Source organism: Muriicola sp. (assembly GCF_041567615.1).
Taxonomy (GTDB): domain Bacteria; phylum Bacteroidota; class Bacteroidia; order Flavobacteriales; family Flavobacteriaceae; genus Muriicola.
Window position 1 is genome coordinate 1 of the sequence record NZ_JBFGBM010000063.1, and the last position, 12,910, is coordinate 12,910.

13 protein-coding genes are annotated in these 12,910 nt (G+C 47.4%); 2 read left to right on the forward strand and 11 right to left on the reverse strand.

Going from position 1 to position 12,910, the window contains the following annotated elements:
* A partial coding sequence (locus ABYP73_RS06030; RefSeq protein WP_372973747.1) for a transglutaminase family protein occupies positions 1-814 on the forward strand: 814 nt, incomplete at its 5' end.
* A gap of 84 nt (positions 815-898) precedes the next feature.
* Here ABYP73_RS06030 and ABYP73_RS06035 read toward each other — a convergent pair.
* The 9 genes from ABYP73_RS06035 to ABYP73_RS06075 all read right to left on the reverse strand — a co-directional run bounded on the left by ABYP73_RS06035 (position 899) and on the right by ABYP73_RS06075 (position 7,650).
* Complete coding sequence (locus ABYP73_RS06035; protein ID WP_372973748.1) at positions 899-1,051, reverse strand: hypothetical protein; 153 nt, start codon at positions 1,049-1,051, stop codon at positions 899-901.
* A gap of 301 nt (positions 1,052-1,352) precedes the next feature.
* The gene (locus ABYP73_RS06040) at positions 1,353-1,943 is read right to left on the reverse strand and encodes a hypothetical protein (RefSeq protein WP_372973749.1); all 591 of its coding nucleotides are present in this window, start codon (positions 1,941-1,943) and stop codon (positions 1,353-1,355) included.
* 109 nt (positions 1,944-2,052) lie between these two features.
* Positions 2,053-3,255 carry a sorbosone dehydrogenase family protein gene (locus ABYP73_RS06045; RefSeq protein ID WP_372946055.1) on the reverse strand — a complete coding sequence of 401 codons (1,203 nt, stop codon included), beginning with the start codon at positions 3,253-3,255 and terminating at the stop codon, positions 2,053-2,055.
* A gap of 150 nt (positions 3,256-3,405) precedes the next feature.
* Positions 3,406-4,143: a hypothetical protein gene (locus tag ABYP73_RS06050; protein ID WP_372946056.1), complete on the reverse strand. Its 738-nt coding sequence runs from the start codon at positions 4,141-4,143 to the stop codon at positions 3,406-3,408.
* Positions 4,144-4,234: 91 nt separating this feature from the next.
* Entirely contained in the window at positions 4,235-5,152 is a 918-nt protein-coding gene (locus ABYP73_RS06055; RefSeq protein WP_372973750.1) for an EamA family transporter, read from the reverse strand.
* A 118-nt stretch (positions 5,153-5,270) separates the two neighbouring features.
* Complete coding sequence (locus tag ABYP73_RS06060) at positions 5,271-5,831, reverse strand: DUF4251 domain-containing protein (RefSeq protein ID WP_372973751.1); 561 nt, start codon at positions 5,829-5,831, stop codon at positions 5,271-5,273.
* 1 nt (position 5,832) lies between these two features.
* The gene (locus tag ABYP73_RS06065; RefSeq protein WP_372946079.1) at positions 5,833-6,027 is read right to left on the reverse strand and encodes a lipopolysaccharide assembly protein LapA domain-containing protein; all 195 of its coding nucleotides are present in this window, start codon (positions 6,025-6,027) and stop codon (positions 5,833-5,835) included.
* A gap of 23 nt (positions 6,028-6,050) precedes the next feature.
* Positions 6,051-6,887, reverse strand: a complete 837-nt coding sequence (locus tag ABYP73_RS06070) for a GIN domain-containing protein (RefSeq protein ID WP_372946078.1) — start codon at positions 6,885-6,887, stop codon at positions 6,051-6,053.
* 58 nt (positions 6,888-6,945) lie between these two features.
* Positions 6,946-7,650, reverse strand: a complete 705-nt coding sequence (locus ABYP73_RS06075) for a hypothetical protein (RefSeq protein WP_372973752.1) — start codon at positions 7,648-7,650, stop codon at positions 6,946-6,948.
* 199 nt (positions 7,651-7,849) lie between these two features.
* Here ABYP73_RS06075 and ABYP73_RS06080 point away from each other — a divergent pair, with 199 nt between their 5' ends.
* A complete protein-coding gene (locus ABYP73_RS06080) occupies positions 7,850-10,042 on the forward strand; it encodes an amino acid permease (RefSeq protein ID WP_372946076.1) in 2,193 nt (730 codons plus the stop codon).
* A 60-nt stretch (positions 10,043-10,102) separates the two neighbouring features.
* Here the strand turns inward: ABYP73_RS06080 and ABYP73_RS06085 are convergent, their stop codons facing one another.
* Positions 10,103-11,491, reverse strand: a complete 1,389-nt coding sequence (locus ABYP73_RS06085) for an FAD-binding oxidoreductase (RefSeq protein WP_372973753.1) — start codon at positions 11,489-11,491, stop codon at positions 10,103-10,105.
* A 180-nt stretch (positions 11,492-11,671) separates the two neighbouring features.
* On the reverse strand, positions 11,672-12,775 hold the full coding sequence (locus ABYP73_RS06090; protein WP_372973754.1) for a nickel-binding protein: 1,104 nt from the start codon (positions 12,773-12,775) through the stop codon (positions 11,672-11,674).
* Positions 12,776-12,910: the final 135 nt, after the last annotated feature.

A 12,910-nucleotide genomic window follows, 5' to 3' on the forward strand; every position in this document is an offset into this window, starting at 1 on the left:
CAGGATCTGGATCCCGGTTCCTCAATCTGATGACTGGCAAACCATTGATAACGTTTCGATTAACGCTCCTGTAGCGCATAAATACGTGAAGGAATCAACATACGGCAACAAGGTGGTCTCTATGGAGCTTTCCCCAAACGAAAGTGGGAAAAAGATCGTGTTGGAATACGACGTGGTGAGGCGGGAAAAGAACCCTTATGAAGATGGTTCATTTGTGGCGGATTACCTGAATCCCAGTCTGCTGATGCCGGTCGGCGATCGCTTTCAGGTCCTGGCTGATTCCATTATCGGGGCCCGGGGAGCCGATGGGGAAATTATGAAAGCGCGGGCGCTGTACGATTACATCATCGACAATATGAAATACATCAAGGCCGGAACCTATGGCACCGGGGACGCAAATTATGCCTGTGATGCGCTCACCGGCAACTGCACCGAGTTTCATTCGCTCTTTATTTCCCTGGCGAGATCGGCAAATATACCTGCACGCTTCGCAGTCGGTGCAGGCATTCCTTCAGACCGGGATGAGGGAGGCATAGATGGTTACCACTGCTGGGCCGAGTTTTATGCAGAAGGGAAATGGTGGCCCGTGGATATCAGTGAGGCCAATAAATACACGGCCCTGGCCACCTATTATTTTGGCCGACATCCCGCCAACCGCATAGAATTCACGCAAGGGAGGGATCTCATGCTGGAACCGGGCCCTGTAGGCGGACCTATCAATTTTATGGCGTATCCGGTTATGGAAATAGGAAATACTCCCGCCTTCCCCAAAACGTTTTTTTCGTTTCAAAGAAGCGGAGATCCTGATAGTTAATTAGGATGCTTAATTATTAGTAGAATCCTTTTTGGTAGGATGCTCCTCGCCAGATGGGTGTTCCTCTACTTCAGGGTGCTCTTCTCACTCAGGATGTTCGCTGGCTTCCGCCTCGGTTTGTTCCGTCTCTTCCTTTTTCTTGGTATCCCTGCAAGACGTCAATACTCCCGCAGTCAGGAAGGCAAACATGGCAAAAAGCAGTGTAAGTGATTTTAAGGTGTTTAATGTTCGTTTCATGGTCCCATGGATTTATTTCCCCTAAAGATACCATATTTTTCTCCATATGTCACCTCGAATGAAGTCGAGAACCGATTCTGACTTTCATGAAAATCAAGCTTCGATAAAGAGCGGATTCTCAAAATATCAGAAAAACGGCTTTGACATAATTGCGAACGATATGATCCGTTGACACGGAGGTCATATCTGCAATTATATCAAATACATAGTTTACGCCGTTTTACGAATATTATATTTGTTCTATAATTTATATTATGTAAAATAGAAAATATCCAAAGAAGGTATACTAACCCCTCTTGTACTATTTTATAGATTTTACATGGGCAAAGATGGAGACGCCGTTTACGATGGCTTCTACGGGACTATCTGTCATCTTGATCCCTTTGACATGGTTGAATTTAGTGTCGGGTGACATGGCGATGATGTCGTAGAATGACATATCCTCCGCGATCGCCCTTAGATGCACTACGTTCCCGGTCTTGCTCACGCCTTTGACGGGCAGGATCTTTCCTTCGGCAGTGACGGCTTTGATATCGATCAGATTGCCCTCTGAATCAATGGCCTTGAGCGGATAGTAGCGTTCGTTGTTCTTGATGATGAGTTTAACCGGCAGCCGCTCCCCATCAATAAATGCCTTTACATCGAGGATACTGACGTCCTCTGAGTTCTGGATGGCCCTTATCTCGTGCATCTTCCCGTACTTATCGATCGCTTTGACATCCAGCAGGGTCTCAAAGATCTTATACGCCTTGATCTCCCAAAAGATTTCGCTGACAGTTTCCTCTTTATCCTCTTCAACCGGTTTCATCATGACAGGGTCCTGTGCACTTCCGAAAAAAGAAGACAGATAGAAAAAAAGCGCAAAAACAGCAGAAAGTTTAGCAGAATACATACGTCCCATTAATAAAGCAATTATCAATAAATCGCCTTAAAAATAGCCCGATAACGCTGAGCGAACTATGACAAAAATCAGTATCCTTTTCCGGCGCAATAAAATAAGGTTATTCGATCAGCACCCCCATCCCGTCATAGGTCACGCGGTAGATCGCATCCCCGTAATCGTCTGAGATCAGCAGGGAGCCGTCCTTTAGGAACAGCAGGTCTACAGGCCTGCCGAACTGTTCCTGTGTGGCCTCATCGAGCCAGCCATCGATAAAGGTCTCGTAGCTCACAGCCTCTTGGTTCTCATCGAGCTTGACCATGGTGATGCGGTATCCCGATTTTTTAGAACGGTTCCAGGAGCCGTGTTCTGCGATCAGGGCCGTATTGTTGTAATCTACCGGGAACATGGTCCCGGGGCTGAATTTAACTCCCAAAGGTGCCACGTGAGCTCCCAGGTTCTGTGCGGGAGCGGTAAAATCGGAGCAGGGCCTTAAATCGCCAAATTCCGGATCGGGGATCGTACCCCCATGACAGAAGGGATAACCGAAATGCTGCCCGGGTTCTGTGATACGGTTCAGCTCACAGGGCGGGATGTCATCTCCCATCATGTCCCGTCCGTTGTCCGTAAACCACATTTCCTTTGTCTGTGGATGCCAGGTGAAGCCAACGGTGTTTCTCACTCCCTGGGCATAGATTTCCCGGTTGCTCCCGTCCGGGTCCATGCGCGTGATAGTTGCGTAGCGTTCATCCACAGAGGTGGAGTCACAGATATTGCAGGGCGCCCCTACTGGCACATAGAGCTTGTCATCGGGCCCGAAGGCGATGTATTTCCAGCCGTGGTGAAAGGCCTTGGGATAATCGTCGTACACAACTATCGGTGATGGCGGATTGTCCAGTCGGCTTTCGATGCTGTCATACCGGAGAAGTCGGCCTACTTCAGCCACATAGAGGGATCCTTTGCGGAAGGCAATCCCGTTGGGCACCGACAGCGTAGAATCGAGGATGGTCACGTGGTCGGCCTTATAATCCTTGTCGAGATCCTGTATGGCGTAGACGGTCTTGTCATTCCGTGTGCCCACGAAGAGGGTCCCCTCCTCTCCCATGGCCATAGAGCGCGCCCCGTCGATGCCGTCTGCGTACACTTCGATCTTAAATCCTTCCGGCAGCCTGAGCCGGTCTATCGGCAGGTCCGAAGGAGCTTCCTCGTATTGAATGAGCTCTGCAGCGGTTTCCTCTTTCGACTTCTCTTCCTTACAGGAAATCACAAGAACGAACACGATAGACAAAAGGAAAAGGGTAACTTGATACAACCGAATCTTCATGGGATATCTTTGCTTTTGGTTTTGGACCTCCAAACTTAGCAAAGAATCGCGAAGATCAGACCGGCATTTTCTTAAAATAAAACTAAATCCTGATCAAAAAAAGATCCTGTCCCTTCCGGGCAGGATCTGTTTCTTTTAAAAGTAAACCGTTTACCTGGATCGGGCCTCTGAATCGGGCGCCCCATCCCCGTTGTAGTCGTCGATCATCCTCAGGAAAGCGGCTTCAAATTCCCTGTTCACATACTTTCCCATTTTGAAGCCGGATGAGAACTGGTTTCTCAGGCCGTAATGGTTATTGTCGTAATTCTCTTTCACCCTGGGGTTGTCCCCTATGTAATTCAGCAGGTTGATCTGAACGATGTTAGTAGGGTTCTTTTTGTCTTTCAGGACCAGCAATTGGAAATTATCCTGTATATAATTCACCAGATTGGCCCGGTCCTCAAAGAACACATCGGCCAGCTCCTGGTTGATCTTACCTGTGGTCCGGCTGTACATCTTGTAAACCTTGATGGGCCCGCCTGCCACCAGTTCCAGGGTCATGCGCTTCGGGATCATTTTGATGGCCCTGCCCGTGAGGTCTGTGTAGAAAACGGTATGCCATTCCCTTCCGTCTTCCAGGCTAAAACCCGTAAAGTGCTTGGGCTCCATCTTTTGTTTCATCTTGCTTTTCAGCTTCCCGGTACTCATAAATTTGTCAAAATCCTTGGGTTCCAGGTAGGTAATTCCCTGCTGGAAGCGCTGGGGAAACTCAAAATCGATTTCGATATAGACCTCCTTGGCCTTTCCTTTTTTCAAGTGGAGCACGCCCTTGTGGTAATTGCCCTGGGCATAGGTGCCGGCAGCGAAAAGGATCATCAGCAGGCCGAGTAGTATTCGGTTTATTTTCATGGTCTTGTAAATCTTGGGGTTAGATTAAGAATAGAACGGGGGCAAGCCTTAAATATTGCCGCTCAGGATATTAGGCATGCGGTGCCCTACCCTATTTCCGGAAACGGGAAAGCAGCAGACCTTTTTTGCTGGTATTGATAAAATAGACCCCCGTAAGCAAAATACAGGCCGCGATAATGGATTGTGTCGTGATGGGTTCATTGAGGAAATAGGCCCCGAGGATCATGGCTACGATAGGATTTACGTAGGTGTTGGTGGAGACCTTTTCAGGGGACACGTGTTTGAGCAGGAAATTGAAGGAAGTGAAGGCCACAATACTCCCGAAGAGGACCAGCAATACCATAGCCCAATGCGTTACAGGTTGCCAGGTAAGAGGGCTCGTCCACGTCTCCCCGAATGCGAGGCTGATGATGCCCAGCATGATTCCGCCGGTAAACATCTGGTACCCCGTATTCACGAAATAATTAGAAGGAAACTCGGCCCCCTGGACGAAAAGGCTGCCATAGGCCCAGGCGAGCATGGCCAGAAAGATCAGCAGTATGCCCAGCCAGGCATTTTCCTGTTCGATCACGATATCCTGGTTGATAAGCAGGTAGATCCCAATGATCCCCAGGACTACCCCCACCATGGACATGGGTTGTATCTTTTTACCCTGCAGCATCCACATCATCATCAGGATGATCAGGGGCTGGGCGGAGATCTCCAGAGCAGCAAAATTACTGTCGACGTATTTCAGGGCCCACACCACTACCCCATTCCCGAAGCTGAGAAAGAGAAAGCCTGCCAGGATGGTATTGCCTAACTGTTTTTTGGTAATCTTCAGGGATTTTCCCATCAGGGCTGCGATCAGAAAGATCAGCGTTCCTGCCGTCAGGAACCGAATGCCGGCCAACAGAAAGGGTGGCAATTCGGCCACAGCTATCTTGTTCAGGAGGTAGGTAGAACCCCAGATCACGTAAATGGCAAAGAAGGCCCCTATGATCAGCGGTAGTTGTTTCTTTTTTTCCATAAATGGTGCCTCAACCGCTTACAATAGTACTATTTTTTATGGGGATATTGGAGGTGTATGAACGATAAATAACGGGATATAACTCGCTTCAAGCATGCAAAGCTCGACCTGCCGCAAATCATTCTTTTTTTACAGGTTGTAAATCACCCGTATATCTGATAGAAGAGCGATGTGTACTGTTGACATTGATATCTGCCTTGCCTGAGGGAAAAAGAAAGAGATTGATCACAAGAGTCTCGATCTCGTCCCTGACCCTTATCTCTGCTGTGAATCGGTCTTGTTTCTCTTCTTTCTTTAACTCATAGGAAAGCGGGACTCCTTCGAAATTGATGCCGACATCTGTATTGCCATACCCCCCTCCTATCTGCCGTTCCCCGAAATACGGAAGGTTGATAAGTACGCTGTCCCCTTCCACCCTGAAATAATTGGAATTACCCATGAGGTCGATCCGGTTCGCATTGCTCCCGGGCATCAGCAGACCGGAATTGGCTACCTGAGTAATCCCCTGGTTCATCAGCGGAAAGGCCCAGGTAGCCTGGATCTCGTAAGACCTGCTGCCTAGCCGCTCCCCTAAGGCCTCCATGTCTGGATCTGCCGTGGATCGACGGGATGTACTCGCACAGGAATACAGTAATACGATCAGTAAAGTAAGCAAGTATATATATCTGTTTTTTAACATGTTACATTACTTTTTTCTTCAAAGACACCAGAATGCCCACAAGAACGCCAATGCCAAAGCTTCCCAGGATGATCAGTACCCGGGACATGGACACCTTCCAGAACAGGAAATCCACATCTGTGATCTCAGCATTCTGAAGGGAAAAAATGATGATCAGGGCGGCAAAAAGGACGGCCATCAAAGTTTTAAATCTCATGGAATTCGATTTTTACTTACTCCTTACCTCTTGATGATCTTGGACCTGTCGGTAAAACCTTTTACTTCCACATCGGGGTTGCCGTACACGTAGACATTGCTATTTCCCTGGGCATCCACTTCCAAATTTTTGGTGGCATGAACATACACATCCGCATTGTTGGAGGTATACAGGTCTACAGAACTCACTCTCATATCCCTTCCATCGAGTTTGGAGGATTTCTTCAGGTTGTAGGCGGCGTAGTCTGCCCGTCCGTCAATCTTGAGATCGGCCGTATTATTAACCGTCACCCTAAGGTTTTTCGTTTCAGCCTCGGCCTTCATGTCGGTCCGGTCATTCATGATGATAGTCGTATTCTCGGCTTCGATCTCAATCTTCCCCCCGGCATTGCGGTGGAGGGTAATGGTGACGTCGCTGGCCTGTACATTCAGTTCGAACCGGCTCGAATTGTACCCGGCCAGATAAAACCTTTCTGCCCTGAAGGGGTCTTTTGCCGTCACTTTTGCATCGTTTTTTAGAATGAGGTGCTCAATATTGGAGACACCGAGATAGATGTCCAGTTTTTTGCTGCTTGTGATCTCCTGGGTGGTATAGACTCTCAGTACACTGTCCACGACAAAGAACTGTATCACATCCACCAGGTTGGCGTCTGTTTCCAGGATATACCCATTGCGGGCTCCCGGATTGAGGTTCACCTCGAGGCCGTCGTCCACTTCGAGGGAGTTGAATGTTCCGTCAATATCCTGCTTTACCTGTATCACCTCTTTGTTCCCTTTGATCTTGGGCTTCTTCTGGGCAGTCAGGGAAAGGGATGAGACCGTAAGAAAGACGAGTAACAGAATAAGGTCGTGTGTTCTCATAGTAGTTATAAAATTGACCTTCTTAATTTACAAATATTTGCCTGGAAAGGAAAGGCTATTACCCCTCTAATTGCCCATCCGTCCAGGCAACGCTTTCAAAATTTCTTACCCCTTTGAGGTCTTCCACCCAGTTCCAGGAAGTATAAACGGTCACGGTCACAGCTCTTGACCCTTCGTCGAAGCCTTTATTCCGGATCTGCCAAAGGATGTGATCTGCTTCCGGAAAAGCATCACCCTCCAGGCTTTCGTCGAACAGGCGGTTCATGATATTGTATTTGTCCATACCACCATTGAGGATTCGGCACAGAAAGGATGCCGACGGATTTATTAGACTGTTTTTAGCCTCAGGTTTTAAGGCCGTGATCCTGAAGGTGAGCTCGGCGATATCCGGAGATGGAAAATTCCTCGGGAAGGTCCAGTAGAGCATGCATCCCACATGAAACAACTCTTCGTGGAAACTCAGATCGGAGTATTCTATCCACAGGGGGTCCTCCTGCATCTCGTTGCCCAGATTTTTGCGCTGACCTTTATTGAGACGCTCGCCGAGCCTGAATTCCAGTACTTTCTCCACAGCCTCTTCCTTTTCAAAATCAGAAAGCGCCAGGGAGGCCATTTCCCTGAGCTCTTCCCGGGGGATATCCTCCACCCCATCGTATTCCAGATGGTGTAGCAACCCCTTGAAACTCTCATCATCCCATGTGCCTGGTATCTCATGCACCTCCCTGAGGGCGAGTATTTCCACTTCGTATTTGAATGTTGCCATTTTAATGCTGTTTCAGAGGCGTAATCCCAGGCTTTAAGCTTCTCGAAAGCCCTGTGTAAATGTAGGGAGAAATCCCAGTATGCAGCATGTAATATTCTCTATGCCCAGTCGTCATTTTGTGATAATTTTCTCATTCCTGTTCCGGCACAAAAGGGATATTTTATATATTTCATTGCACAACCAAACCCAATGGAAAACTTTGGATAACCAGAAAGTCAGTTTAAAGAAATTCGGCACCTTTGGAGGGGTCTTCACCCCCACCCTGCTGACCATCCTCGGGGTGATCATGTACCTGAGGTTAGGTTGGGTTGTAGGTAATGCCGGACTGCTCGGGGCATGGCTTATTATCCTGGTCTCATTTTGCATCACCTTGTGTACCGCCCTGTCCATGTCGGCCATCACCACGAATATCCGAATTGGCGCTGGAGGAGCCTATGCCATCGTATCCCAGGCCCTGGGCCTCGAGGTGGGTGGAAGCCTGGGCATTCCACGATATGTTTCCCAGGGACTGGCCGTAACCATGTATATTTTCGGTTTCAGGGAGGGCTGGCTAGGTATTTTCCCCGATCATAACCCCTTCCTTGTAGATGTCCTTGTTTTCGCCATACTCTTCGGCATCGCCTATGTGAGTGCCAACCTGGCGATCAAGACCCAGTACATCATCATGGGGGTCATTGTGCTCTCTTTTGTTTCTATTATTTGGGCCGCCTATGAGGGTTCTATGTTCTTCACCAATGAGGAAACTCTCAGGTTTGGCTCGTACAAAGGATCCGTTGAGAATGCGTTTAGCGGGAGCAGTTTCTGGATCGTTTTCGCCGTATTCTTTCCGGCAGCTACGGGGATCATGGCTGGCGCTAACATGTCCGGGGAATTAAAAGACCCCAAAAAAAGTATCCCCGTGGGTACCCTCTGGGCCATTGGGGTCAGCTTCCTGATCTATATGGGCCTGGCGTACTGGCTGGCCCGGAGTGCCACTGAAGCGGAGTTACTCAACGATTACTATATCATTGTGGATAAAGCTGCCTTCGGCCCCCTGATCATCGCGGGGATCCTGGGTGCCACCTTTTCCTCCGCCCTGGCTTCCATAGTGGGTTCTTCCCGCATCCTGTTCGCTATGGGAGAACACAAGGTCCTCCCCTATTCCAGGTTTATCGCCGGACAAAGCGCCAACGGCCAGCCCCGGAATGCGATGATCATCACAGGCATCCTCATTTTTGCCACCATGCTGCTTCGGAATATCAATGCCGTAGCTCCTCTGGTCACCCTATTCTTCCTGATCACCTATGCCATGATTAACATTGTGGTCATCATAGAACAAAACCTCGGCCTGATCAGCTACCGGCCCGTGTTTAAGATCCACCGATGGGTACCCTGGGTGGGGCTTATCTCTTCTGTCTTTGCCATGTTCATCATCAATCCAACGGTGAGCCTGCTCTCTGTGATGATCGTTTTTGCGGTATACTGGTACCTTTCACGTCAAAACCTGGAAACCCCTTTTGAGGACGTGCGATCAGGGTTGTTTGTCTCCTTTGCGGAGTGGGCCGCCAAACACACCTGGGGGATGAAGAAGATGCAGCAGAGAGCCTGGAAACCCAATCTGATGGTACCTGTACGGGACATCAACGGGGTAAAAGGAATATTTGAATTCCTTCGGAATATCGCCAAACCTACTGGGTCTATCAAACTGCTGGGGATAGAACCCTTTTCCGAAAAAAGTACCCTGGCCAATCAACTGGACCACCTTTCCGAATCTTTTAGGAATAAGGAAGTGTTCTCCTCCTGGACCGTCATCCATGCTGAGGAATTCACCAAAGGTATCAATTACGCCAACCAGGCGCTTCAGGGGGCATTCTTTAAGCCCAATGTGGTATTTCTCAACCTGCAGGAACACGATGATTACGAAGAGGAAGTAAGGCCTATCATCAGGGAATCCATCAGGCTGGAGATAGGCGTCCTGCTATACGTAGCCCACCCCACAGCCCTTTTAGGCGAGCGGAACATCATCAATGTTTGGATCAGCGACCGACAGCAGAACTGGAACATAGGATGGGATATTGGAAATCTTGACCTCTCCCTCCTGATCGCCTACAAACTCAAGACCAACTGGAATGCCAGGATCAGGTTGATCACCGTAATCGACGATCCTGCCGAAGAGGAGAATGCAAAGCAATTTCTGGATTCCCTGATCAATCTTTCCAGACTGCCAAAAACCCTTACCGAGGTCTACATCGGGAAATTTAAGGAGATCGCAGAAAACGCTCCGTCGGCCGATTTAAATATTTTCGGGATGGAAGAGAATCTCAGTTTCCACTTCGTAAAGGAAATGGTCTTTAAGACCAACAGTTCCTGCCTGTTTGTAAAAGACTCAGGGCACGAGAGTATTTTGGCCTAATCCATCAAAAGATGGGATTGGTCTGAAACTCTAGGCGTTTTAGCAGAATTGAACCTCTGTTTAGTTTGGATTGATGTTCTGGTTAACCCTGAAAAGATTTTTTGGGTCATATGCCTTTTTTATAGTCTTCAGTCGGTCATAATTATGTTTATAGCTCATTTTGACACGTTCCTGGCCTTCATCGTTCATCAGGAAGTTCGGATAGGCACCTCCGGCAGAAAAAGGATGCAAAGCCTCCCAGTAATCCTGGCACCATTGAGTGATCTTGGCCGCATTCTTTGGGTCCGGATCCACTCCTACTATTACTCCTGCATATTTTGCATCCCTGTAGGCCCATGGTGTTTCTGTATTACCTACCCTCGCAGCTGCTCCAGAAATAGGATACAGATGCATTTGAGATAGTGGAGTTGGAATTTGAGAACCGTACTTCAAATGTTGTGCGCTTATCTCTTCATTGAGGTCGTTAAAGTGATCAGCCCTCCAATACCACTGCAGCCCAGGGGGCATAAGTCCGTCAAATAAAGTTTGAATCGATGGGTAGGGCATCCCGCCCACGTGCTCAAACAAGGGTTGCATATCCAGAATAGGTTTAAAAACTTCTTCAGACTTAGCTTTATCTCCAGTATAGCACCATACAATACCGCAAAATTGTTTGTTATGTAAATGTTCAGGGAAAGGAGGTCCGGGAATAACCATCGTAGCAATAAAGCCATTGAGATCTTCAGGGGCGGAATCGATAAATGTATCGTACCACGCCATAATTTCAGGTGTCTTTTCAATGGGCCACAAGGTTGGACCGCCTATCACCTCTTTCACGGGGTACGCCCTGAATTTAAAAGAGGTGACCCCCCCGAAGTTGCCTCCTCCACCCCTTATGGCCCAGAATAGATCAGCGTTCTGAGATTCGCTTACCGTTACAAAACTCCCATCAGCTAGCACCATGTCCGCCTCAATAAGGCTATCTATGGTTAAGCCGTACTTTCGGGATAAGTGACCCACTCCTCCGCCAAGTGTCAATCCACCTACTCCGGTCGTTGAAATAATACCGGCAGGGATAGCCAGTCCAAAAGCGTGCGTAGCATGATCTACCTCCCCCCAAAGGTTACCTCCCCCTACACGCACCGTGTTGTCTGAGGGGTCTACGCGTATATTCTTTAGATTAGAAAGGTCTATGACCATTCCCTTATCGCAGAGGCCAAGTCCTCCGCCATTATGGCCCCCTCCCCTAACTGCCAGTAAGAGGTCATTCTCTCTGGCGAAGTTGACTGAATACATAACGTCAGCTACATCAACACACATGACGAGCATACCTGGGTATTTATCAATCATTCCATTGTAGACCTTGCGTATTTCAGCGTAATCAGGATGTTCAGGCAGTACTAATTCTCCTCTGAGAGCCGATCGAAAGGATTCGATGGTTTCATCCGGTAATTCTTTGACAGTTTTCATATCATTGGATTTAGTTGTTGCCTTTGTCTTTCACAGCATTTTCACAAACCAAATAATAGAGAGATTTGCGATTCGCATACTCTTGATATCTCACTATAAAATTAGACATACTAAAGTCAGGGAATGATCACATTTGGGTCAAAGAATTATACTATCAGCCCAATTCGATACACTGACCTACTACTTGACCAGTTGGATGAATTTAGATGGAAGGATATGGAAGGTTGATTGAAAGCACTTGGTGAAGTAGGGAGCACTACTGAATCCACTTTCAAAAGCAATCTCGGAAATATTACCCTTTTGATGTCTGAGTAATTCAAGTGCTTTGTTAAGCCGGTATTCACGAATGAAGGTGTTTGGTGCTTTGCCCGTTAATTTCCTGATCTTTCGATATAATTGTGACCTGCTGTACCCAAGCATTTTGCTCATAAGACCAATATTGAATTTTGGGCCATTCCAATGTTTGCGCGCAAAGGATAAAAGCGCTCCTAAAAAAATTTCTTCATTTGGAGTCAACACCCTGATACAAACAGGATCAATAATAGCATTTCTGTTTTCGTTTTCATATTGTGCCTTGACGGCGGTGGTAATCACTATCTGATCTTTGACAAATTCTGCCATTTGATAAGCCTTGGTGACAGATTCATGAAAAATCTCCTCCTGATCAGTTACCGGGGTCCCTGACGCTATTCCAATCTGTAATCTTTGAAATTCACTTTCCACTTTTGGGAAGAGGTATTTAAAATTCTCCAGGATTTTCAATGCACACAATACGGCATTGGTCACTGATCTGAACGAGACCAGGTATACCTTGTCATTTTCTTGTACAATACTTCCCTCAAAATGCCTGATGGATTTGGCTATACTTCGGTGAAACTTTTGTGAAAAAATACTAAGCTGATTCGCTTCCATCCGATGAAGATGTTCAGCAGTATGCAGGACCATGATCACCCGAAATGCCGGATCATCTATGATGTTGAGTTCAGAGTTGGCAGATTTTTCAGGGTCTTCGATCCTTCCCAGGAAAGATTCAACTACACGAGTATCCACCTCAATGATGTGATGAGGTAAAGTTCCATGTGCATGGTTATGCATTCGTTGGATGGCTTCCTTATTAGGGGCTTCTATTAGACAGAAGGCCGTATGCCTTTCACTATCGCACCAATACGTAATTCCCCTGCACCCGTATAGATGCTGCACTTTTAAATCTTCCTGATGCATACGAGCCACGTGTTCGGGCTTAATCTCATCAGGTATCTCATGGCGATCCATATAGATGGGCATAAGGGAATAATTTTCAATAAGATACGGAATTTTGTGGACTTAATTTACAGTGTATTTATATTTAGATCTTCACATTTTGCCCCATAGTCCTACTATGAATATTTAGTTTTTTTTCCTTGTATTTTCCTGTGACAA

Bases quoted from the DNA above. Each gene is read 5' to 3' on its own strand.
- ABYP73_RS06035 (WP_372973748.1), bottom strand. From the start codon at position 1,051: ATGAAACGAACATTAAACACCTTAAAATCACTTACACTGCTTTTTGCC.
- ABYP73_RS06040 (WP_372973749.1), bottom strand. From the start codon at position 1,943: ATGTATTCTGCTAAACTTTCTGCTGTTTTTGCGCTTTTTTTCTATCTG.
- ABYP73_RS06045 (WP_372946055.1), bottom strand. From the start codon at position 3,255: ATGAAGATTCGGTTGTATCAAGTTACCCTTTTCCTTTTGTCTATCGTG.
- ABYP73_RS06050 (WP_372946056.1), bottom strand. From the start codon at position 4,143: ATGAAAATAAACCGAATACTACTCGGCCTGCTGATGATCCTTTTCGCT.
- ABYP73_RS06055 (WP_372973750.1), bottom strand. From the start codon at position 5,152: ATGGAAAAAAAGAAACAACTACCGCTGATCATAGGGGCCTTCTTTGCC.
- ABYP73_RS06060 (WP_372973751.1), bottom strand. From the start codon at position 5,831: ATGTTAAAAAACAGATATATATACTTGCTTACTTTACTGATCGTATTA.
- ABYP73_RS06065 (WP_372946079.1), bottom strand. From the start codon at position 6,027: ATGAGATTTAAAACTTTGATGGCCGTCCTTTTTGCCGCCCTGATCATC.
- ABYP73_RS06070 (WP_372946078.1), bottom strand. From the start codon at position 6,887: ATGAGAACACACGACCTTATTCTGTTACTCGTCTTTCTTACGGTCTCA.
- ABYP73_RS06075 (WP_372973752.1), bottom strand. From the start codon at position 7,650: ATGGCAACATTCAAATACGAAGTGGAAATACTCGCCCTCAGGGAGGTG.
- ABYP73_RS06085 (WP_372973753.1), bottom strand. From the start codon at position 11,491: ATGAAAACTGTCAAAGAATTACCGGATGAAACCATCGAATCCTTTCGA.
- ABYP73_RS06090 (WP_372973754.1), bottom strand. From the start codon at position 12,775: ATGCCCATCTATATGGATCGCCATGAGATACCTGATGAGATTAAGCCC.